At 67.0% G+C, this 19,961-nt stretch carries 21 protein-coding genes, 1 tRNA gene and 1 pseudogene; 12 read left to right on the top strand and 11 right to left on the bottom strand.

Annotated features, from left to right (window positions below; all coding sequences use genetic code 11):
* Complete coding sequence (locus tag ACZ7OI_RS07865; RefSeq protein WP_470263347.1) at nt 1-585, top strand: TetR/AcrR family transcriptional regulator; 585 nt, start codon at nt 1-3, stop codon at nt 583-585.
* A gap of 594 nt (nt 586-1,179) precedes the next feature.
* Here the strand turns inward: ACZ7OI_RS07865 and ACZ7OI_RS07860 are convergent.
* Nucleotides 1,180-2,097, bottom strand: coding sequence for a TRADD-N-associated membrane domain-containing protein (locus ACZ7OI_RS07860; RefSeq protein ID WP_470263346.1), 918 nt, complete (start codon nt 2,095-2,097; stop codon nt 1,180-1,182).
* 513 nt (nt 2,098-2,610) lie between these two features.
* Between ACZ7OI_RS07860 and ACZ7OI_RS07855 the strand changes: the two genes are divergently transcribed.
* Nucleotides 2,611-2,880 (top strand): tyrosine-type recombinase/integrase, encoded by a 270-nt coding sequence (locus tag ACZ7OI_RS07855; protein ID WP_470263345.1) that lies wholly within the window; start codon nt 2,611-2,613, stop codon nt 2,878-2,880.
* A gap of 54 nt (nt 2,881-2,934) precedes the next feature.
* Here the strand turns inward: ACZ7OI_RS07855 and ACZ7OI_RS07850 are convergent.
* Nucleotides 2,935-3,007: transfer RNA gene (locus ACZ7OI_RS07850), tRNA-Arg, on the bottom strand.
* A 16-nt stretch (nt 3,008-3,023) separates the two neighbouring features.
* Complete coding sequence (locus ACZ7OI_RS07845) at nt 3,024-3,656, bottom strand: TetR/AcrR family transcriptional regulator (protein ID WP_470263344.1); 633 nt, start codon at nt 3,654-3,656, stop codon at nt 3,024-3,026.
* Nucleotides 3,657-3,685: 29 nt separating this feature from the next.
* On the opposite strand from ACZ7OI_RS07845, the gene wzt reads away from it, so the two are divergent.
* On the top strand, nt 3,686-4,471 hold the full coding sequence (gene wzt / locus ACZ7OI_RS07840; RefSeq protein ID WP_470263343.1) for a galactan export ABC transporter ATP-binding subunit Wzt/RfbE: 786 nt from the start codon (nt 3,686-3,688) through the stop codon (nt 4,469-4,471).
* Here the strand turns inward: wzt and ACZ7OI_RS07835 are convergent.
* Nucleotides 4,468-5,454 (bottom strand): Lrp/AsnC family transcriptional regulator, encoded by a 987-nt coding sequence (locus ACZ7OI_RS07835; RefSeq protein ID WP_470263342.1) that lies wholly within the window; start codon nt 5,452-5,454, stop codon nt 4,468-4,470. The genes wzt and ACZ7OI_RS07835 overlap by 4 nt on opposite strands.
* 69 nt (nt 5,455-5,523) lie before the next feature.
* Here ACZ7OI_RS07835 and ACZ7OI_RS07830 point away from each other — a divergent pair, with 69 nt between their 5' ends.
* Nucleotides 5,524-6,873: an MFS transporter gene (locus ACZ7OI_RS07830; protein WP_470263341.1), complete on the top strand. Its 1,350-nt coding sequence runs from the start codon at nt 5,524-5,526 to the stop codon at nt 6,871-6,873.
* Here ACZ7OI_RS07830 and ACZ7OI_RS07825 read toward each other — a convergent pair.
* Nucleotides 6,794-7,663: an SDR family oxidoreductase gene (locus ACZ7OI_RS07825; protein ID WP_470263340.1), complete on the bottom strand. Its 870-nt coding sequence runs from the start codon at nt 7,661-7,663 to the stop codon at nt 6,794-6,796. The two genes, ACZ7OI_RS07830 and ACZ7OI_RS07825, sit on opposite strands and share 80 nt — an antisense overlap.
* 61 nt (nt 7,664-7,724) lie before the next feature.
* Nucleotides 7,725-8,246 (bottom strand): pyridoxamine 5'-phosphate oxidase family protein, encoded by a 522-nt coding sequence (locus ACZ7OI_RS07820; protein ID WP_470263339.1) that lies wholly within the window; start codon nt 8,244-8,246, stop codon nt 7,725-7,727.
* Between the two features lie 414 nt (nt 8,247-8,660).
* Between ACZ7OI_RS07820 and ACZ7OI_RS07815 the strand changes: the two genes are divergently transcribed.
* The 5 genes from ACZ7OI_RS07815 (at nt 8,661) to ACZ7OI_RS07795 (ending at nt 14,670) form a co-directional block, all read left to right on the top strand.
* Nucleotides 8,661-10,283: an NRAMP family divalent metal transporter gene (locus ACZ7OI_RS07815; protein WP_470263338.1), complete on the top strand. Its 1,623-nt coding sequence runs from the start codon at nt 8,661-8,663 to the stop codon at nt 10,281-10,283.
* 85 nt (nt 10,284-10,368) lie between these two features.
* Entirely contained in the window at nt 10,369-11,610 is a 1,242-nt protein-coding gene (locus tag ACZ7OI_RS07810) for an LCP family protein (protein ID WP_470263337.1), read from the top strand.
* Between the two features lie 136 nt (nt 11,611-11,746).
* The gene (gene ftsW, locus ACZ7OI_RS07805; protein ID WP_470263336.1) at nt 11,747-13,015 is read left to right on the top strand and encodes a putative lipid II flippase FtsW; all 1,269 of its coding nucleotides are present in this window, start codon (nt 11,747-11,749) and stop codon (nt 13,013-13,015) included.
* A gap of 16 nt (nt 13,016-13,031) precedes the next feature.
* Entirely contained in the window at nt 13,032-13,814 is a 783-nt protein-coding gene (locus ACZ7OI_RS07800) for a helix-turn-helix domain-containing protein (RefSeq protein ID WP_470263335.1), read from the top strand.
* Between the two features lie 46 nt (nt 13,815-13,860).
* Nucleotides 13,861-14,670 carry an SDR family NAD(P)-dependent oxidoreductase gene (locus tag ACZ7OI_RS07795; protein WP_470263334.1) on the top strand — a complete coding sequence of 270 codons (810 nt, stop codon included), beginning with the start codon at nt 13,861-13,863 and terminating at the stop codon, nt 14,668-14,670.
* Here the strand turns inward: ACZ7OI_RS07795 and ACZ7OI_RS07790 are convergent.
* From ACZ7OI_RS07790 to ACZ7OI_RS07775, 4 genes and pseudogenes are all read right to left on the bottom strand, one after another.
* Nucleotides 14,667-15,071: a hypothetical protein gene (locus ACZ7OI_RS07790; RefSeq protein WP_470263333.1), complete on the bottom strand. Its 405-nt coding sequence runs from the start codon at nt 15,069-15,071 to the stop codon at nt 14,667-14,669. The two genes, ACZ7OI_RS07795 and ACZ7OI_RS07790, sit on opposite strands and share 4 nt — an antisense overlap.
* A 39-nt stretch (nt 15,072-15,110) precedes the next feature.
* Nucleotides 15,111-15,452, bottom strand: a pseudogene (locus tag ACZ7OI_RS07785) (AAA family ATPase); the annotation flags it as partial.
* A gap of 45 nt (nt 15,453-15,497) precedes the next feature.
* Nucleotides 15,498-16,265: an AAA family ATPase gene (locus ACZ7OI_RS07780; RefSeq protein ID WP_470263332.1), complete on the bottom strand. Its 768-nt coding sequence runs from the start codon at nt 16,263-16,265 to the stop codon at nt 15,498-15,500.
* Nucleotides 16,259-17,227: an RNA polymerase subunit sigma-70 gene (locus tag ACZ7OI_RS07775; RefSeq protein WP_470263331.1), complete on the bottom strand. Its 969-nt coding sequence runs from the start codon at nt 17,225-17,227 to the stop codon at nt 16,259-16,261. Before ACZ7OI_RS07775 ends, ACZ7OI_RS07780 begins: the two co-directional genes overlap by 7 nt.
* A 66-nt stretch (nt 17,228-17,293) precedes the next feature.
* Between ACZ7OI_RS07775 and ACZ7OI_RS07770 the strand changes: the two genes are divergently transcribed.
* Nucleotides 17,294-17,854: a TIGR03086 family metal-binding protein gene (locus ACZ7OI_RS07770; RefSeq protein ID WP_470263330.1), complete on the top strand. Its 561-nt coding sequence runs from the start codon at nt 17,294-17,296 to the stop codon at nt 17,852-17,854.
* A gap of 85 nt (nt 17,855-17,939) precedes the next feature.
* Nucleotides 17,940-18,098: a hypothetical protein gene (locus tag ACZ7OI_RS07765; RefSeq protein ID WP_470263329.1), complete on the top strand. Its 159-nt coding sequence runs from the start codon at nt 17,940-17,942 to the stop codon at nt 18,096-18,098.
* Here ACZ7OI_RS07765 and ACZ7OI_RS07760 read toward each other — a convergent pair.
* Nucleotides 18,095-19,081 carry a methyltransferase gene (locus tag ACZ7OI_RS07760; protein ID WP_470263328.1) on the bottom strand — a complete coding sequence of 329 codons (987 nt, stop codon included), beginning with the start codon at nt 19,079-19,081 and terminating at the stop codon, nt 18,095-18,097. The genes ACZ7OI_RS07765 and ACZ7OI_RS07760 overlap by 4 nt on opposite strands.
* Nucleotides 19,082-19,305: 224 nt before the next feature.
* Between ACZ7OI_RS07760 and ACZ7OI_RS07755 the strand changes: the two genes are divergently transcribed.
* Nucleotides 19,306-19,944: a TetR/AcrR family transcriptional regulator gene (locus ACZ7OI_RS07755; protein WP_470263327.1), complete on the top strand. Its 639-nt coding sequence runs from the start codon at nt 19,306-19,308 to the stop codon at nt 19,942-19,944.
* Nucleotides 19,945-19,961 lie beyond the last annotated feature (17 nt).

Genomic DNA, 19,961 nt, shown 5'->3' with positions numbered 1-19,961 from the left:
GTGCCGAAGAAGGTCGACCACCGCGAGCGCCGGGAAGCGATCGCGCGCGCGTTGTGGCGGGTGGTGGCGCAGCAGGGCTGGAACCGCGCGACCATGCGCGCGGTCGCGCACGAGGCGGAGGCGTCTCTCGGCCAGGTGCAGCACTACTTTTCGACGCGGACCGCGATGCTCACGTTCGCGATGGAGTTCGCCGCGGAGCAGACGTCGCACCGGGTCGCCGAGAGCCTCGCCGGCGCCACGCACCCTCGAGAAGTGCTGCGGGTGATGCTCACCGAGATGCTTCCGCTGCATCCCGACGCCCGCGCCACGAGCCGGATGAGCGCCGCGTACGTCCTCGAAGCACTACACGATCCGGAGTTGCACACAAAGCTGCGCGACGACCTGCGCGAGAAGCGGGGCCTCGTCGAACACCTGATCCGACAGGCCATCGCCGACGGGTACATCGCAGCTGATCGCGACCCGGCTGTCGAGACGAATCTTGTCCTTGCGCTGACTGGGTTGACGCCGTTGCTGGAGCTGGACGTGATCGAATCCCGTGCCGCGCTGGTGGCTATCGATCAGTATTTGGATCGGCTTTTCGCCTAGCCGCCCTCGGCCAGGCACTGCTGCACGAGCGGCCCGCCACAACCGGCACGCATTCCCTGCCATCTCGGAGACCCGCCCGGCCGGGCGAGGACATCTTTTCGGGCATGCGGGCCGAGAGCCCCTGGGCACCAAGGCGACCAGGGAAGATGTGTCCCCGGCAGGATTCGAACCTGCGACACCGGCTTTTGTGGATCATGGTGGGTGACGCTGGGCGTTGGTGATCAATATGGGCCACTGCCTGCACTGTTCGCAAAGGCAACTGCGCGCCATGGGGCGGAAACGGCGGTCATTGGCCGTCGTTTGGCGAGGGTAAAGCGTGGGAAGGTGCGCCGAGCGGCGGACTACTCCGACCTGGCGTCAGTTCGACGATGGCTCAAGCAATTCGGGCCAGTCTCCACCAGTACACCTTGAACGGACGTCCCCTTGACCTCATTCGTTGTGGCGGGGACCATGGAGCAACCGGAGATACCCTTGCTGAGCGGCGGTGGAAGTCAGGTAAAGGGTGGACAGGTGCGACTGAGCTGCCCGGTCTCCGCCGTGGCCGCGCGAAGTATTGCCGGGCAGGCCTCGCGGATTGCTCGTGACTCTTCGATATCATCGCGCGAGATGTGACGAATTCAGGGTCGGTTCGCCATCCAACGAACCATCATTCACGGCGAATTTTGCGCCAGCGAGTCGCAATGCGATACTCGCCAGAAGTTGATCCTTCAAGTCGTTGCTTGAAACACGACCGATTAGACTGATAGCAGTTCGACCATCCTGGTCCGCGCGCATATCACCTTGCAGACTATGCGTCTGCTTCTCCATGTGCGCCAAGGCCTTATTTGCTTGCCTATGAAATAGAACACCGACTGCATTTGTTAGCACCCCTGAGGCGCTGACAATTAGAGCAGACTGGGTTCCGCCCGGAAATAAGTTAGTAAATGCGGTCAAAATGGCCATAAGTACGCCGATTACGATTACTATCATCCCGAGCCAGGCTGAGCGCCGACTTGCAGTAGAGCTGTTTCTTGCCTCAACAAGTCCATGAGCGTAGTACTCCACCAAAAGTGGTGTAAACGGTGCCGATGCCAACGCCCGTGGCGTAATGGCAACTGCGTGAGGTGTGAATTTATCCGCCTTTCGTCGGGGCTCATTATGCGGGTTTTTCGAGGGTCTCTGCCGTTCGGTGGCAATGGTAGAGGCTTTAATTATCGTATACAGACGTTGGCGTTCTTCTTCAAGAGCTCGGCGCGTACGGTTCCTGTCTAAACGAGTTATCCTAAAAGCGGCATAACTGACTGTCAGGACCCCAGCGAACGCAACGATCACCGCAGTGAAACCTGACTGCACTATCGCGTCGCCCCGATCTGAAGTCTTGGACATGGAAATAAAAAGTAGTAAAGCTAAAATAGTGCCTACCGTAAGCAGCGGTGCTGCTACCCAAGGGATAATCTTTACCGCCGCTTTTTTCCGGCGGCCGCGGGCTTCGTCCTTGGTGGGTTCGCTGCTTTCGCTACTTTTGATCGGCACCCTTTAGATATCGCCAATCAAGTGCATTTGTTACGTACTGCTATAACGGTTCAGGTTCGCGTTTGTAACAATCGGGCGGAGACTGTGCTTTCCACCTACAAGTGGGTGGCCTCTCCTCCATCTCGTCGACCTGGCGCAGCCCGATCACGTCGGGTCAAGGGGGCACATTCCCGCGGTCCGCAGCATGCCGGCCGAATTGCCCCCTTGACGCGGCGTGATAGCCCTCGGGGAGGTCGGCGGGATGGCGGCAGGTCACTCACGGACGCAACGTGCGCGCGGTCCCGGCCATCTCGGAGACCTGTCCGTCCGGCGAGGACACTTCTTTTTCTCTTTGGACGCGGCCCCAGGTGCAGCCGCCGGGCCGGGTGCGTGGGTGCCGGAGGCGGGCCCCGCGTGCCTGGCCCGAAAGCGGCGCGGCCCCGCAGGGGCCGCCTTGAACAAGAAAAGAAACTCTGAACACAGGCATCGCCGGTCCTAGGCGCGGAGGTCAACCACCGCAATGGCCTTGTCGTCGTGCCGCTTGGCGCGCGGGAATGCGCCCAGATCCGGCGGGTGGTCGCGAAGACGCCGTTCAAGGGCCTGCATCCGCACGATTTCCGGCACTACGTCGCCGCCGTGCTCGACGCTGCGGGGCTGACGGCGCGCGAGATCGCGGACTACCTCGGTCACGAGCGCATCAGCACGACGCAGGCGGACTACATGGAACGCGGCGTCGTCGGCGAGGACGCCGCTCCCGCGCTCGGCGAACGGCCGGACATCGAACCGCCCGAAGAGGAGGGTTAAGCACGGGCGCGGCGGAAGCAAACCCCCTGGACACTCCCGTGACCAGGAAAGATGTGCCCCCGGCAGGATTCGAACCTGCGACACCGGCTTTAGGAGAGCCGTGCTCTATCCCCTGAGCTACGAGGGCAGTCGCGCGCTGCAGACTACATCCTAGCGGGACCTGAAGCGGGGGCTGCGGCTGGTGAAGTCAGGTACGCCAGCGCCATTTCCGCCACCTCCTCCGCCCAGGTCGTCCAGGACCGGTCGTCCGGCCAGAATCTGCAGGTCGCGGCGCGGTGGACACATGCGCCGATGATCGTTCGGGCCGCCATTTCCAGACCGTCGGTCTCGGCCAGGAACGGCGACAAGGCTTCGAGCAGCGCGTCCTGGATCGCGGACAGCGCGGCGAGGCCGCGATCCCTGCCGTCCGAGCGTTGGGCGTCCAGGAGTTCCGGGAAGATCCGGTCGTGCTCCTGGAAGGTCTGCGCCAGGGCGGCCACGAAGGCGTCGAAGATCGGGCGGAGGCCGGGCGCGGCTGAGCGGAGGGCGTCTCGGACGGCGGTTTCCAGCTCGGTCAGCAGCTGGTCCTTGACGGCGTACAGCAGCTGTTCCTTGCCCTCGAAGCGGCGGTAGATCGCGCCAACGGACAGCCCGGCTTGCGAAGCCACCGCGGCGACGGTGAACGACTCCAGGCCCTGCTCGGCCAGCACCTTCTCGGCGGCGGCCAGGACTTTCTGCAGCGAAGCCCGGCTGCGCGCTTGTTGCGGCGGGCGGAAGCCCTCGCTGATCTCGCTCACCCGAGGCACCTTACCTGGCCATCGGCCAGATGCGAATGGTAGTTTCCATTCGCATCTGGGGAGGGATCATGGTCAGCATCGAGGTACGCAACGCTTACGTGGACTTTCCGATCTTCGACGCCAAGACTCGGTCGTTGAAGAAGCGCGTGCTCGGGAAGGTCGGCGGGAAGATCGGCACCGGGGCGAAGGTGCCGGTGATCGAGGCGTTGCGGGACGTGTCGTTCCGGCTCGGCGAGGGCGACCGGGTCGGGTTGGTGGGGCATAACGGGGCCGGGAAGTCCACGTTGTTGCGGTTGTTGTCCGGGATTTACGAGCCGACTCGTGGCGTCCGGAGGGTCGCGGGGCGAGTCGCGCCGGTGTTCGATCTGGGGGTGGGGCTGGATCCGGAAGTGTCCGGACGCGAGAACATCCTGATCCAGGGGTTGTTTCTGGGGATGAGCCGTCGGCAGATGGCCAAGCGGGTCGAAGACATCGCGGAGTTCACTGAACTTGGCGACTATCTGCAGCTGCCGTTGCGCACGTACTCGGCCGGCATGCGGGTGCGGCTCGCGCTCGGCGTGGTGACCACGATCGACCCGGAGATTCTGCTGCTCGACGAGGGGCTTGGCGCGGTCGACGCGGCGTTTCTCGCCAAGGCGCGCGATCGGCTCCGGGATCTGGTGAAGCGGTCGGGGATTCTGGTGTTCGCGAATCACTCCGAGGAGATGCTCGCGGAGTTTTGCGACACGGCGCTGTGGATGGACGAGGGGCAGGTGCGGCAGCAGGGTTCGTTGTCCGAGGTTCTCGACGCTTACAGCGGGAAGGCCGCCGTTTAGAGCGGAAGCAGCGATCCGCTTCGTTTCACCGTGCGAATGACTGGCGCGGTTTCCATTTGCTGGATTCCGTCCAGCGATCCGATGCGTTCGGTCAGATACTCGTACAGGTGCGCGGCATTTCGGCAGGCGATCGCGGCGACCAGGTTCGTCGGGCCGGTGGTGGCTGCGGCGAATTGCACTTCGTCGTGTGCCGCCAAGGCGTTGGCGACCGATGCGACGGCTGACGGGCGCACGACCATCCACAGCCGCGCTTCCGACTGGAATCCCAAGGCGCGCAAGGAGATATCCAGCTGGTACGACAGAACTCCCGCCTGGCGCAGGGTTTCGATCCGCCGCTTCACGGTCGACTCGGACAGGCCGGACGCTGCGGCCAGTTCGCCGTAGCTCGCCCGACCGTCGTCCACCAGGACTTGCACGAGGTGACGGTCTGCCTCGTCAAAGGTGATTTCTTCGGCAGGATCGACCGGCACCTGCAACGCGGCGATCTGTTCGTCCGACAACGCTGCCCAACCGCCCAGGCGCGTGAAACCGTGCAGCATCTGGTGTGCGGTCACGGAGGTGATCCGGCTGCTCCGCGGGAGTTTGTCCAGCAGCAGTCCTTCGGATTCTTCCACCATGGACGATTGCGTCGTGCAGGCGATTTCCGTTCCGCCGGAAAGCAAATGGACCCAGAACGTGTCAGGACGCTTAGCCAGCGCCGCCGCGATCGGAATGCCGGACGCGGGCGCGCAGGTGAACCGGACCATCCACAGCGCGTACCCCAGTTTCACGCTCGCGACCGCGCCGACGACCCGAAGCACGCCAGCCTGCCGCAGCCGCCGGTAGCGCCTCCCGATGGTGTTCTCCGAAACGTCGAGCACGTCGGCGATCCGCGCGAAAGGGGCTCGTCCGTCGAGGTCCAGGGCGTGGATCAGCTGACGGTCCACGGAGTCCAGCGTGACGGGTTCCATCATCTCAACGTAGCCGATGACGGGATCCGCCATACGAGATCAGTTTGGTTGAGGTGCCTGCTCAAGCTCGATCACTCTTCCGGGGAGAGAAAGGGGCTTGTGATGCGCAAATGGGGACCGTTGGCGACGATCTGCCTCGGGTCGTTCATGTTGATCCTCGACACCACCGTCGTGACAGTGGCGTTGCCGGAGATGACTCGCGGGCTGGGGGCATCGCTGGCCAGCCTGCAATGGGTGGTCAACAGCTACACCCTGGTGCTCGCGGTTCTCGCGTTGAGCGCGGGCGCGATGGGCGACATCGCGGGGCAGCGCAGGGTGTTCGCCAGCTCGGTCGCGTTGTTTGCCGTGGCGTCGCTGGGATGCGCACTCGCGCCGGAGGTCGGCGTGTTGATCGGCGCGCGGGCGGTACAGGGAATCGGCGGCGCGGCGATGATGGTGGCTGCGATGTCGTTGCTAGGAGCCAGTTACGAGGGCAAGGAGCGAGGGACCGCGTTCGGGATTTGGACGGCGGTGCTCGGTGGCGCAGGCGCGGCGGGGCCGTTCCTCGGCGGAGTTTTGACGCAGTGGGCTGGTTGGCAGGCGATCTTCTTCCTCAACCTGCCGTTGAGCGTGCTGACGTTGCTCCTGACCCGCAAATACCTGGTCGAAGCGCCGAGGAGGCCGGCCGGCGCCCGGATCGACTTCGGCGGCATGCTGGCTTTCGGCGTCAGTTCCGGCGCGCTGGTCTACGCGTTGATCCAGGCTTCTCCGCCGACGTTGGCCCTCGCTGCCGTGGCGCTAGCCGTTTTCGTCGCGATCGAACGACGGGTACCGCACCCGATGCTCGACCTCGCATTGCTCCGCCGGGCGCCCTTCGTGACGGTGATGGTCGTGGTCGTCGCGAGTTCGGCCGTCTTCGCTTGCCTGATTTACGCCTCGATCTGGCTGCAGTCAGTGCTGCACCTCAGCCCGACCTCAGCGGGACTTGCGCTGATTCCGTTGGCAGCGACGTCTTTCGTGTTCTCAATGCTGATCGGCAAGCGACTCCACGCCATCTCACCGGGCATCGTGCTCGGACTCGGGTCTCTGCTTGCGGCAGCCGGTTGCGGACTGTCGTGGATGCTGCTCAACCGCGACTCGACGTGGCTCAGCCTTCTGTCGGGACTGGTCGTGACCGGCGCGGGGATGGGCATCGCCGGGCCAGCAGGCAGCACCACGGTCCTCGGCGCGGTTCCGCGAGACCGCGCGGGGATGGCGTCCGGTGCCATGGCCACCTTTCGGCAACTCGGCCAGACCCTCAGTGTCGCCGTGCTCGGGCTCGTTTACGCAGGCAGCGCGGAACTCGGCGACGTCTTCCTGGTCACCGCCGGGCTCAGTCTCGTCGCCGCCGCGCTCAGTTGTCTTGTGCTGGCTCGAAACACTGCCGATGCGCCGCCACGAACTCGCGGAAACTCCGCGGCCTCCGACCGGTGACCTCCTCGACCGTGGACGTCACGGTCTCCGCCCCGCTGTCCAGGTACGTATTGCACACCTCGACCAGAGCCTTGGCATGAAATGACGACATCCCGGCCTCAGCCAATGCCGAAAGCGCTTGCTCGTTCGACATTCCGCGGTACGCGATAGGACGGCCCAGCACTTCCGACAGCACAGCCGCGGCCTCGTCGTACGTCAGCGCTTCCGGGCCGGTGAGCGCGTACGCCTGACCGGCGTGACCGTCCTCAGTCAGTGCGCGAAACGCGACACGGGCGATGTCTTCGGCGTCCACGAACGCGATCGGGCCGCGGATCAGGGGGCTGGCGAAGAAATTCCCGGAGCGGATGGTTGCGGACCAGTTTCCCGAGAACGCTTGCAGGTAGAAGTTCGCCCGGAGAAAGGTCCAGGACAGCGGCGACGTTTCCAGCATCCGCTCGACCGGACGGTGCAAGCGGGCGATCGGCGTGAGTTCCTCGTCCGCTCGCCACAGCGATTGTTTCACCACGTGCGTGACCCCGGCGGACACCGCGGCTTCGACCACATTGGACTCGTTGCCAGTCTGTCCGGGGCTCATCGCGCCAAGGAGAAACACCTTCGACACTCCGGCCAGCGCTGGTTGCACGGTGGCCGGATCGGACATTTCGACGGTGACCGCGTCGATTCCGTCCGCGGCGGCTTTCCTTGCCTTCTCCGGGGAATGATAGGCGGCGCGGAAAGGCACCTCGGCCGCGCGCAGCTGCGCGACCAGCGCTGATCCCACATTGCCGCTCGCACCCGTCACCAGGATCATGCGCTCCGCCTTCGCGCGTGGAGGGAATCACGTTCGCGTGTAGGCGATTCAGTGTAGTGGATCAGCCGGTGACGGCGGGGTTTTCCGGGCCGGCGGCCTGCGCCCGGCGTTGCACCAGTTCCTCGACCGCGGACGGCAGCGTGGTCTCGAAGTCGATGAGCTTCGCCCAGGTCGGGGTGACGACGATGCGGACCATGCCCTCCGCGTACAGGGAGCGGATTTCGGCCTCCCATTCGACGCGCTGCTCGGGAGTGATCTCGTAGGAACCGTTCATTTCGAGGAACTCGTCCGGGATCCCGTCGGTGTAGTCCAGTTCGGCACGACCCCGCAGCAGCAGGATCTTCGGCGGGTGCACCTCGGTGTCGATGGTCAGCGCGACCATCGGGTTCGCCCGCAGCGCGTGCAGTTTCGGGGAGTTTTTGGTGGTGCACATGACAACCTCGGAGCCGTTCCAGCTGAACGAGATCGGGATGCTGCGCGGCGTGCCGTCCTTCGCGACGTAGGCCAGCCGGGTCAGGTCGCGGGCGAGCAGTTCGCGGCTGAGCGGGCGGTTGAGGATCTCGGCGACTTCCTGCGGCTCCATGACGGGCTCCTTCACGTTGTGCGGCCACGTTAGGCGGCCAGGTGCTGCGGGGACGGAGCCGCGGCGGAGTTCTCGACATTATCTCGACAGTGACCCGGGTCACATTGATGACTACAACACTTGTACAAGTGCTTGACAGTTATCCGGCGGATGGCGTTGAGTGGCCCCAGGGCGGGATTTCCCTGCCCGGGAACCGGAAACGAGCGGAGAGGGAGGTGAGGGCGCTGAGCGATACGAGCCCGGGGCGAAGTACGCCCCCGGACCCCGGATTGTCCCCACCTTCCGGCATTCCCGGCTGATCCCGGTTTTCCCCACCCGTCCGGCCCGCGCCGGGCGGGGTCTTCGGAGTGCGCGGAAACCGGCGGTCGCGGGGTGCCCTGATCGGTCTGGAAAAGACCGAAGGGAGTGCTCGGCATGACCACCGACTCGACCGTCCGCATCGACCGCCGCACCACCGCCGTCCTCGACGACCAGCACGTCGGCGACATCCGCGGCGCGCTCGGCACCGTCAAAGCGGGCGACGCCGCACCGCGCACCGGCCTGTCCGCCAAGCTCAAGACCCTGCTCGCGATCGTCGGGCCGGGGTTGATCGTGCTGGTCGGCGACAACGACGCCGGCGCGTTCGCGACCTACGGCCAGGCTGGGCAGAACTACGGCCCGAAGCTGCTGTGGACCCTCCTGCTGCTCGTCCCGGTGCTGTACGTGAACCAGGAAATGGTGCTGCGCCTCGGCGCGGTCACCGGCGTCGGGCACGCCCGGCTGATCCTCGAACGCTTCGGCAAGTTCTGGGGCGCGTTCTCGGTGATCGACCTGTTCCTGCTCAACGCGCTGACCCTGGTCACCGAATTCATCGGCATCACGATGGCGACGCGCTACCTCGGCCTGCCGACGGTTCCGTCGGTCGTGCTGGCCGCGGCCGTCATCATCGGAGCCGCGTTCACCGGCAGCTTCCGGCGGTTCGAGCGGATCGCGATCTTCTTCTGCCTCGGTTCGCTGACGCTGATCCCGGTATACGTGTTCGCGCATCCGGCTCCGGCGGACATGCTCCGCGGACTGGTGCCCACGATGCCCGCCGGACCTGGCGGGATGGCCGAGCTGATGCTGCTGATCATCGCGATCGTCGGCACCACGGTCGCGCCGTGGCAGCTGTTCTTCCAGCAGTCCTACGTGATCGACAAGCGCATCACGCCGCGGTTCATGCGCTACGAGAAGGCGGATCTGTGGATCGGCCTGGTCGTGGTGATGGTCGGCGCGGCCGCGATCATGGGCATCGCTTCGGCTGCTTTCGCCGGCACCAGCACGCCTTTCGCGGACGCAGCTGGCGTTACGGACGGCATCGAGGCTTACGCGGGACGCACGGCGGGCGCGCTGTTCGCGGTCGCGCTGCTGGACGCTTCGATCGTCGGGGCGTTCGCTGTGTCGCTGTCGAGCGCGTACGCGATCGGTGACGTCTTCGGGATGAAGCACTCGCTGCATCGCGGGGCGTGGCACGCGAAGGGCTTCTACGCGGTGTACGCCGGTCTCGTCGCGTTGTCGGCCGCCATCGTGCTCATTCCGGGCTCGCCGCTCGGCCTGCTCACCACTGGGGTGCAGACGCTCGCCGGAGTACTGCTGCCGTCGGCGACGGTGTTCCTGTTGCTGCTGTGCAACGACAAGGAGGTGCTCGGGCCGTGGGTCAACGGACGGCTCACCAACCTGTTCACCTCGGTGGTGGTCGGGGTGCTGGTGGTGTTGTCGGTGATCCTCACCGCGGCGGTGCTGTTCCCGGACATCAGCGCGGACCAGATCTTCCTGATCATGGCGGTCAGCGGCGGGATCGGCGTGCTGACGGCCGGGTACGCGCTGCTTCGCCGCCGCCGGAGCGCCGTGCCGATCGATCGCACCGGACGCGCGGAGTGGCGGATGCCGCCGCTGCGGTACTTGCCGCCGCCGGAGATGTCGACCGGGCGCAAGATCGGGCTGACCGCGCTGCGCGCGTATCTGCTCCTGGCGATGGCGCTCGTCATCGTGAAGCTCGTCCAACTGGCTCTGGGTTAACTCTGCGTGAGAGTACTTCTCAGCGTGTACACAGCGAGTGTGCAGAACAGTGGATAACCGTGACGCCCCGGCACCGGAAGGCCTGATGACCGACCCTAATGACAGACGTGCCGCCGCATCCCGAGGTGCGGCGGCACGCGGTGTCGCCGCTCGCGCCGCGGCCAGGCGACGGCGGATCACCGGCCGGGTCGCGCTGGCCCTCGCGGCCGCGCTGACGCTTTCGCTGACCGGCTACGGCTGGGCGGCCTACCACGGCATCGTGTCCGGGCTTCAGACGTCCGACGTGCTCGACGGGCAGTCGACCTCCAGCGGCGGCGACACCAACATCCTCATCATGGGCCTCGATTCGCGGCTCGACGAGAACGGCAACCCGCTCCCGAAGGACATCTACAACTCGCTGCACGCCGGGGATCAGCAGGACGGCGGCTACAACGCCAATGTGCTGATGCTGCTGCACGTTCCCGGGAACGGCGGCAAGGCGACATCGATCTCGATTCCGCGCGACGATTACGTTCCGCTGGCGGGCTGTCCGGACAATGTGTGCAAGGGCAAGATCAAACAGGCCTACGGGCTGGCGTTCGACGAAAAGGCCAAACAACTCGTCTCGCAGCACGTCACCGACAAATCCCAGCGCGAGCAGCAAGCGCGGGACGCGGGCCGCCGCGCGGAAATCGACACCGTCCGGAAATTCCTCGGCGACGTCCCGATCGACCATTTCGTCGAGGTCACCCTCGTGGCGTTCTTCGAGATCGCCCAGGTCGTCCAGCCGATCACGGTGTGTCTCAACGAGGACACCCAGGACAGCTACTCGGGCGCGAACTTCCACGCCGGCCAGCAGGAGATCAGCGCCGAGCAGGCCGTCGAGTTCGTCCGGCAGCGCCGGGACTACGTGCATCCGTCGCTCAATTTCACCGACCTCGACCGCGAACGCAGGCAGCAGGCGTTCATCTCTTCGCTCGCGTATCAGCTCAAACAGGGCGGGACCTTCACGAATCCGGCGAAACTCCAGGGAATTCTGGATGTCGCCAAGCAGAACACCGCGGTCGACAGTTCCCTGGACCTGCTCGCGCTCGCGAAACAAGCGTCCAGCCTGACCGGCGGAAATGTCAGTTTCGTGACCCTTCCGGTCGACCATTTCGGCAAGAGCCCGTCCGGCGAAGACGTCAACTTCGTCGATACCGCGCAAATCCAGTCCTTGGTCGCGCAACTGCTCAGCGGCACCCCGGTGCCGAGCCCGGCCGCGTACGTCACCCCGCTGACGCACGGAAACACCGCCCCGGCTCCCCCGCCGGCGTTGAGCGGCGGCGGAATCCCTTGCGTGAAATGACTCGTGAAATAGCTTCAGCACCGCGAATGAGACCACGGACACTCCGCGCGCCTCAATGTCCTTTCAGGACAGAGCGGGCATAATCATCCCGGCGCGTTCTTTCCCGCGCCGAAAATCGGCGGACGGCGGTGCTCGGGTGGCTACGACACGGAACAGACGAAGCCGGGTCCCGGTCGCGATCGTCGGCTGGCTGTCCCGGCCGCTGGCGTCGTTCCACCTCGTGCTCGCGCTGTGCGGCCTGCTCACGCTGCTCGGCGTCATCATGGTGCTGTCGGCGTCTTCCGCGCAGCCGGGCGGGGTGTACAGCACCTTCCAGAAGCACATCATTTTCGTCCTGATCGGCCTGGTCGCGTTGTGGGCCGGGCTGCGGATTCCGTTGCGGCGGATCAGATCTCTCTCGCCGATGCTGATGCTCGTCACGCTGGCGATGCTCGCGCTGGTGCTCACCCCGCTCGGCGCGAAGGTGAACGGCGCGCAGCGGTGGTTCACGCTCGGTCCGCTGACGCTGCAACCGGTCGAGCTCGCGAAGGTCGCGTTGACCTTGTGGGGCGCGCACATTCTCGTGGTGAAGGCCCGGCTGCTGCACCACTGGCGGCACCTGCTGGTGCCGCTGGTTCCGGTCGCGCTGCTGATGTTCGCGCTGGTGATGGCGCAGCCGAACCTCAGCGGGACGATCTCGCTCGGCATCGTGCTGCTGGCGCTGCTGTGGTTCTCCGGCGCGCCGGGGCGGCTGTTCGGCGCGCTGCTGGCGGGCGGTGTGGCCGGATTCGTGGTGCTCGCGCTGGTCGCGGACTACCGGCTCGCGCGCGTGCTGTCGTTCCTCTCCCCCGACGCGGACACCTCCGGCGCCGGATACCAGGCGGTGCAGGCGCAATACGCGCTCGCCGAGGGCGGGCTGTTCGGCGTCGGGCTCGGACAGGGCGCGTCGAAGTGGAAGTACCTGCCGAACGTGCAGAACGACTTCATTTTCGCGCTGATCGGCGAGGAACTCGGGTTCCTCGGCTGCGCCGTGGTGCTGCTGCTGTTCGGCGGGCTGGCGCTGGTCGGCCTGCGGATCGCGACGCGCAACCTCGACCCGTGGATCCGCATCGTCGCCGCGACGATCACCGTGCTGCTGGTGGCGCAGGCGGCGGTGAACATCGGGTACGTCGTGAACGCGCTGCCGGTCACCGGGGTGACGCTGCCGCTGGTGTCCTACGGCGGGACGTCGCTGATCGTGACGATGTTCCTGTTCGGCGTGCTCGCCAGCTGCGCGCGGCATGAGCCCGCCGCGGTGGCGGACCTGAATCATCTCGGGCCGGGCAAGATCGGGCGGATCCTGCGGCTGCCGGTGCCGGAGCCGTATCGGCCGGTCCGGACCTCGGCGAAGCCGGCTCGCGCACGACGACCGGTGCGGCCTCGCTGACTCCTACACTGCGGTGGTGGAGAGCGGTGCTTGGGAGGTCGCGCGGCCCGGTCGCGCGGGTCCGTTCTGCCTGGGCGGATTCCGCCACCGGACCGGCGGGACGGTCGATCTGCGGGTGGTGCCGCATCCGGCGATCACGGTGGTGCTGGAGTTCGGCGACGGCAAACTCCTCGTGGACGACGGCGCTCAGCACGGCAGCTTCGTCGCCGGGCTGGCGCCGCGCGGAGTGCGGTTGCGAGGGGAAAGCCTCGAATGCGTCGAAGTCCGGTTGCCGCCGTTGGCCGCCACCGGGTTGGGCGCCGGGCCCGCGGAGCTGGACCGGACGGTCGGGCTGGCCGAGTTGTGGGGCCGGGACGCGGACCGGCTTCGGGACCAGCTGAGCGAAGCCGGTTCGTGGGACACCCGGTTCGCACTGGTGGAGGCCGCTTTCGCTCGTCGGTTCTCGGCGGTTCCGGCGACGGATCCAGAGGTTGCCTTCGCCTGGCGGCGGATCGTCCGGAGCCGCGGCCGGGTGCGGGTCGAGTCGCTGGCGGCCGAATGCGGGTGGAGCAGGCGGCGGTTGTGGGAACGGTTCCGGGCGCAGATCGGGTTGTCGCCGAAGCGAGCGGCGAGTCTGGTGCGCTTCGACCATGCCGCGCGCGGCTTGGCGACCGGGGCCGGCGCGGCCGAGGTCGCGGCGGTGTGCGGATACACCGACCAGTCGCATCTGCACCGGGAGGTCGTGGCGTTCGCCGGGGTGACGCCGGGCCGGCTGGCCGTCGACGCCGGATTCGCGGCGGATCGCAGCGCGTTCGCCTGAACATTTGTGCAATACCCGCCGGCCCCGCTCGCGCCACACTGCGGACATGCCGAAATTGTCCACTGTGGAATTGCGGGGCGCGAAGACCTTGCTGACCGGAGCGACCGGCGGGATCGGCCGGACGCTCGCCCGCACGCTGGCCGCTCGCGGCGCCGACGTCCTGCTGACCGGCCGCCGGGCGGAGTTGCTCGAGCCACTGGCCGCCGAGGTGGGCGGTCGCGCGGTTCCGGCTGACCTCGCCGAGCGGGGCGCGGTCGAGGAACTCCTTGCCGCTGCGGGGAGAATCGACATCGTCGTCGCGAACGCGGCTCTTCCCGCGACGGGGTTGCTGGCCGACTATTCGCTCGACCAACTCGACCGTGCGCTGGAGGTCAACCTGCGGGCACCGGTCGTGATGGCGAAGCTGGTCGCCGAGCAGATGATCGCCCGGCGGAGTGGCCATCTGGTCTTCATCTCGTCGCTGTCCGGGAAGACGGCGTCTGGACAGGCTTCGCTGTACAACGCGACGAAGTTCGGTCTGCGCGGGTTCGCTCTCGCGCTCCGCGAGGATCTGCGAGCGTTCAATGTCGGCGTGTCGTCAGTGTTTCCCGGCTACATCAGCGACGCGGGCATGTTCGCCGATTCGGGGGCGACGCTGCCGTTCGGCGTGGGAACCCGGACACCGGACGATGTCGCGCGGGCGACGGTGCGGGCGATCGAACGCAACCTCGCCGAGATTGACGTGGCACCGTTCGGGTTGCGGCTGACGGCGTTGCTCGGCGGGATCGCGCCGGAGTTGGCTGCGGCTGTGCAACGCCGTCTTGGTGCGGAGGCGATTACCGAGCAGTTGGCGGAGGGGCAACGGGCGAAGCGTTAGAGCAGCGCTCGGAGGTGTGCGACCTCCGGCGAGGGCATCGAGCGGGCCAGGTATAGCTCGTCCAACGGGCGGATCTGCGCAGACAACTCGCGGGAAGCCTTGAGCGGCAGTCGTTTCACTGCCCAGCCCAACCGGATCCGGGCCACTTCCGGATCGCTCGACGGACCGTCATCGTCACCGCCCTCGGTGTGCCGATCCAGCCGCCGATAGGAGGCATGGACGAACCGGCTCCAGGCGGCGAGCGCTTCGGCGACCCCGCCGCGATAGAGATCGGCGCGCTCGTAATGCGCGATCGCTCGCAGTGTCGATGCGGAAACCCGCGCAACTTGCGCGTGGGGCGGGGCGGGCTGGACGTACTCCGGCTCGCGGACACGCAGCCGTGCCGGGGGCCTACGCGGCATGGCCCTTTCTGGTCTTCATACCGGCCATCCTGCCAGGTTTCACCGTTTCGGCCAATGCCACGACGGCTGGTCGAGCCTCCCCTGCCCGGCCACCACCGTCGCGCCGAATTCCTTCTCCAGTTCCAGCACCGAGGCGTCCTCCAGAAACCGCACCAACAACTGGGAATGCGACACCACCAGCAGCTGCGTCTTCTTCGCCGCCGCGGTGATCAGCGCGGCCAACGCCGGCAACAGGTCCGGGTGCAGGCTGGTTTCCGGCTCGTTCAATACCAGCAGCTCCGGCGGACGCGGGCTCAGCAACGCCGCGGCCCACAGCAGATAACGCAGGGTTCCGTCGGAAAGTTCGGCGGCGTTCAGGGGCCGCAGCAGGCCGTGCTGGTGGAAGCGGAGGTCGAATCGGCCGTCGGCGGCGACTACTTCGACCGACTAGCCAGGGAAGGCGTCGTCGATCGCGGTGGCCAGGGCGTCGGCGTCGACGGATTCTTGGATGGTGCGCAACGCCGCGGCCAGGTCGCCGCCGTCGTGGTCCAGGGCCCAGGTTCGGGTGCCGATGCGGCTTTGCCTCGCCGGAGCGTCGGCGTCGGTGCGGAAGTGGTCGTAGAAGCGCCACGCGCGGACTCGGTCGCGCACGATCAGGAGTTCCGGGCACACCCGAGGGTCGGCGAACTCGCTCAGCATGCTGTCGGTGAGGGCGATCGAGTGGCCGCTTTCGGCCCAGGCGCCGGACTCGTCGCGGATCCGGACTCTCGTGCCGGAGCGGTCGGCCAGCAACGCCGACGGACGCAGCACCGGGCCGTGCCAGACGCATTCGCGTTTGTACTCGGGGTCCAGGTTGAAGGCCGTCTCGGCGGGGACGGGGAGGCCGAAGTCCAAGGCGTAGCCGAATTCGTCGCCGGAGTAGCCCAGGCGCAGGCCGACCGCTTTGGTCCGCTGCAACGGTTGTACCGGCGTCCGGCCTTCACGCACGGATCGGCTGATCGTCTCCGGGCCCGCCCACAGCGTCGACGGCAGACCGCCTTCCCCGGCGAGGGCGGCGACCGCGCCGTTGCGTCCGGCGTCGGCGAGCAGTCGCAGCGCGCGGTACAGGCTGGATTTGCCGGTGCCGTTCGCGCCGACGATCACGGTGAGCTGCGACAACGGCAGCACCAGGTCGCGCAGCGAGCGGTAGTTCTGGATGGCCAGGGTGGTCAGCACGCTGACACCTCCGCGGGCAGGCCGAAGCGCGGGAACAACTCGGGTTCGAGGAACCAGGTGACGGTGCGGATTCGGTCGCCCCACGGCGCGAGGACGAGGATTCCGGCGGGATGCGCCACCGTTCCGCCGGGTTCGGTGAGGTAGCAGGCAAAGGCTGGGTGGGTGTTGGCGCGCGTCGGGAGCAGCTGGAACCGCCGGGTTCCGCGCCATTCGGTGAACATCGTCAGGAAGGCGGCGACGGCTTCCCGGCCGACGTACTCGTGTGGCGCGGGTGGCATGGCGAGCCAGCCGTCGTCGGTTAGGAGCGCGACTACGCCTTCGACGTCTCCTTCGCTGAACGCGTCCGCGAATCGTTGCGCGATCTCCCGTTCCCGGGGCGCTGGCGGAGCGGGTTCGACGGCTTGGCGCAGTTGGGCCCGCGCGCGTTGCAGAGCGCCTTTGACCGCGGTGGGGCTGGTGTCGAGCATCTCCGCGACCTCGGCGGTGGAGTAGTCGAGCACGTCACGGAGCACGAGGACGGCGGCCTGGCGCGGCGGAAGTTTCTGCAGGGCCGCGACGAACGCCAGCTCGAACGTTTCCTTGGCGCTGTAGCGCGCGGCGGGGTCGTCCGGCGCGGGCTGCAGCCACGTCACCTCGGTGCGGCGGGTGGGTTCGGTCGGGGTGAACGGCGGCGAGGGTTCGGCCGGAACGCGACGGCCGGCGTCGCGGAGAGCGTTGAGGCAGCGGTTGGTGGCGATGCGGTACAGCCAGGCGCGCACCGAAGCTCGACCGGCGTATCCGTCCAGGCCGCGCCAGGCGGCGAGGAGCGTCTCTTGCAGCAGGTCTTCGGCGTCGGCGAGCGAGCCGAGGAGGCGGTAACAATGCACCTGCAGCTCGTGCCGATAAGGCTCGACCAGCTCGCGGAAGGCGTGCGCGTCTCCGGCGCGTGCGCGATCGAGGATGTCCTGGCCCACCCCTCGCATCCTGCCACCGTTCCGTTTCCGGGGCGGGCGGTGTCTCTACTGGTGACCCCTGCGAAAGGCGAAACGATGAACCCTGTCGACGATCTGGCCGCCGTCCTCGAGTCCGCCAGTGAGCTGGTCGCCAGCGTGTCTCGCTGGGACGCGCCGACGCCGTGCCCGGAGTGGACTGTCCGCGAACTGGTGAACCACCTGGTCCTCGGGCACCGGCTGTTCACCGCTGTCCTGCGCGGCGAGACGGGCGGTTCGCTGGACCCGCGCGCTTCCGACGCACTCGGCGACGATCCGGTCGCGGCTTATCGGGACGCGGTCGCCGGTCTGCTCGCGGCGTTCCGGCAGCCGGGCGTGCTGGAGCAGGTCTTCGAGGTCCCGGCCGGGACGGTTCCGGGGGTCGCTGCGGCTCATCTGCGGATTGTCGAGGAACTCGTGCACGGCTGGGACCTCGCTCGCGCCACCGGTCAGGAGGCGAAGTTCGAGGACGCCTTGGTGGAGCGGGAAATCGCGTTCAGTGCGGCTCGGCTCGCCAACCTTCCGGCGAAGCGGAGTCCGTTCGCTCCGCCGGTGCCGATCGACGAGGAGGCGCCGCCGTTGGATCGGCTGGCCGCACTACTCGGACGGTCGCCGAATTAGGCGACGCGCAATGTCAGCAGACCTCGTTGGCCAGTCAGCGGGGCTGCTGATTCCAGCGTTAGACCGGCGGAATCGGCGAGAACTCGTGCCAGACGCTTTGGTGGAGCGAGAAATCGCGTTCAGTGCGGCTCAGCTCGCCGAGCTTCCGGCGAAGCGGAGCCCGTTCGCTCCGCCGGTGCCGATCAACGAGGACGCACCGCCGCTGGATCGGCTGGCCGCACTGCTCAGGCGATCGCCGAATTAGGCGACACGGAAGGTCAGCAGACCTCGTTGGCCAGTCAGCGGGGCTGCTGATTCCAGCGTCAAGCCGGCGTAATCGGCAAGGGTGCGGAATTCTTCCACGCGTCGTTCGCGACCGCCGAAATGGACCAGCATGACCAGGTCCATTTCGGTGCGCGCGTGAATTCCGCTGACCGCTTCGATCGCGAGAATCCGACCGGACGGGCCTGCCGCTTCCGCGCACCCTCGCAGGATGCGTCGGGCGTTCTCGTCGTCCCAGTTGTGCAGGATATCCACCAATACATAGGCATCCGCTCCGGACGGGAGCGGATCGAAGAAGCTGCCGCCGCGCACCTCGACTCGGTCGGCGAGGCCGCGTGCGGCCAAGGCGGCACGGGTCTCGCTCGCGGTGGGTTCGAGGTCAACCAAATGGGCACGCAATTTCGGATGAGCTTCGAGAACCGCGGCGAGCAAATCTCCTCGGCCGCCGCCGACGTCGACGACGGTGTCAAATGCGGACCAGTCGATTCCGGCGACCACTTGCGGAATCTCGGTACGGAATCGGTTGGTCATCTGCTGGTCGAAGGATTGCCGCAGGTGCGGTTGTTCGGAGAGATCAGTCCAGAAATCCTTGCCGTACCGGCGGGAGTAAGCCGCCTCGCCGGTATGGAGGCTGTGCGCCAGTTCGACGAAAGCGAGTTCGGCGCGGCCGGCGGCGCGGTCCAGGTGCAGCAGGTTCGCCACGCCGTTTTCCTTGTCCTGGCAGAGATTCGCGCCGTACGCGGTGGTCAGGTAGCCGTCTTCGGTGCGTTCGACCACGCCGAGCGTGACCAGGTGGCCGAGCAGGACGTCGAGCGCGATCGGCGAGAGGTCCAGTTCCGCGGCGACGTCGTCGGCAGTGCCGGGGGTGCGCAGCCGGTCGGGCAGGCCCAGCGTTACCGCGACCCGCAACGCCATCGGGGTGGCCAGGCTGGCGGCGCGGAGGAGGTGGTTCGCGTCATCACTCACGTGACTCCACTTTGCCAGCCCGGTCAACCGGCTTTTCGGCGGCACCAAGCCGCCGACTAGCTTCGCGTCACTGAGTGCACAGTGGACACTGCCGTGCGGAAAGCACGCTTACACCAACGCTTTCGCGCTCAGCACCGCAGTTAACCGACATCGCGGAACCAGGCCGGGCGAGTACCGTTGACATGTTCCCTCCCCGCCAACACCCGTGCCCGCAAGGAGACCCGATGTCCCGCCCGCGCAAGGTCCGCAAGGACGCGGAGGCCAACCGCGAGCGGCTGCTCGTCGCGGCCGCCGCGGCGGTGCTCCGCGAAGGCCGGCACGTCCCGCTGGCCACCATCGCCGCCGAGGCCGGTCTCGGGATCGGCACGCTCTACCGCAGCTACCCCGATCGCGACGCGTTGCTGCACGCGCTGGAACACCGCGCGTACGGCATGCTCAACAGCCTGCTCGACCAGATCGAAGCCGACGAAGACAGCACTGGCCTCGACGCGGTCGCCCGCTACCTCGAAGGCACCGTCGACCTCGCCGACCAGCTCGTGCTCCCGCTGCACGGCGCGCCTCCGCTCGGCACCCCGGAGGCTGTAGCGGCCCGAAAGTCGATTTACCGACGGCTCGGCTTCTTCCTCGCGACCGGCCGCGAGGACGGCAGCATCCGCGGCGAGGTCAACGCCACTGACCTCATCGCGTTCGGCACCCTGCTCACGCAGCCGAAGGCGTCGTTCCTCGACTGGACCCACCTGGCGAGACGGCAGATCACGCACTTCCTCAACGGCATCGCGACCGCAGGACCGAAGGAAGTGCCTGGTCCCGCCGTCGAGCGCGAGGACGTCGAGCAGGCCTTCGAGGCACGCGGCAACAGTTAGAAGGTCTTCCGAACGAT

This window comes from Amycolatopsis sp. NPDC114503, assembly GCF_055633655.1.
This window is presented reverse-complemented; position numbering and strand designations above follow the sequence as displayed.

Coding starts and splice junctions, on each gene's coding strand:
- ACZ7OI_RS07830 (WP_470263341.1), top strand. CDS start 5,524: ATGCGCAAATGGGGACCGTTGGCGACGATCTGCCTCGGGTCGTTCATG.
- ACZ7OI_RS07775 (WP_470263331.1), bottom strand. CDS start 17,227: ATGCGAGGGGTGGGCCAGGACATCCTCGATCGCGCACGCGCCGGAGAC.
- ACZ7OI_RS07815 (WP_470263338.1), top strand. CDS start 8,661: ATGACCACCGACTCGACCGTCCGCATCGACCGCCGCACCACCGCCGTC.
- ACZ7OI_RS07790 (WP_470263333.1), bottom strand. CDS start 15,071: ATGCCGCGTAGGCCCCCGGCACGGCTGCGTGTCCGCGAGCCGGAGTAC.
- ACZ7OI_RS07825 (WP_470263340.1), bottom strand. CDS start 7,663: ATGATCCTGGTGACGGGTGCGAGCGGCAATGTGGGATCAGCGCTGGTC.
- ACZ7OI_RS07795 (WP_470263334.1), top strand. CDS start 13,861: ATGCCGAAATTGTCCACTGTGGAATTGCGGGGCGCGAAGACCTTGCTG.
- ACZ7OI_RS07835 (WP_470263342.1), bottom strand. CDS start 5,454: ATGGCGGATCCCGTCATCGGCTACGTTGAGATGATGGAACCCGTCACG.
- ACZ7OI_RS07820 (WP_470263339.1), bottom strand. CDS start 8,246: ATGGAGCCGCAGGAAGTCGCCGAGATCCTCAACCGCCCGCTCAGCCGC.
- ACZ7OI_RS07770 (WP_470263330.1), top strand. CDS start 17,294: ATGAACCCTGTCGACGATCTGGCCGCCGTCCTCGAGTCCGCCAGTGAG.
- wzt (WP_470263343.1), top strand. CDS start 3,686: ATGCGAATGGTAGTTTCCATTCGCATCTGGGGAGGGATCATGGTCAGC.
- ACZ7OI_RS07755 (WP_470263327.1), top strand. CDS start 19,306: ATGTCCCGCCCGCGCAAGGTCCGCAAGGACGCGGAGGCCAACCGCGAG.
- ACZ7OI_RS07810 (WP_470263337.1), top strand. CDS start 10,369: ATGACCGACCCTAATGACAGACGTGCCGCCGCATCCCGAGGTGCGGCG.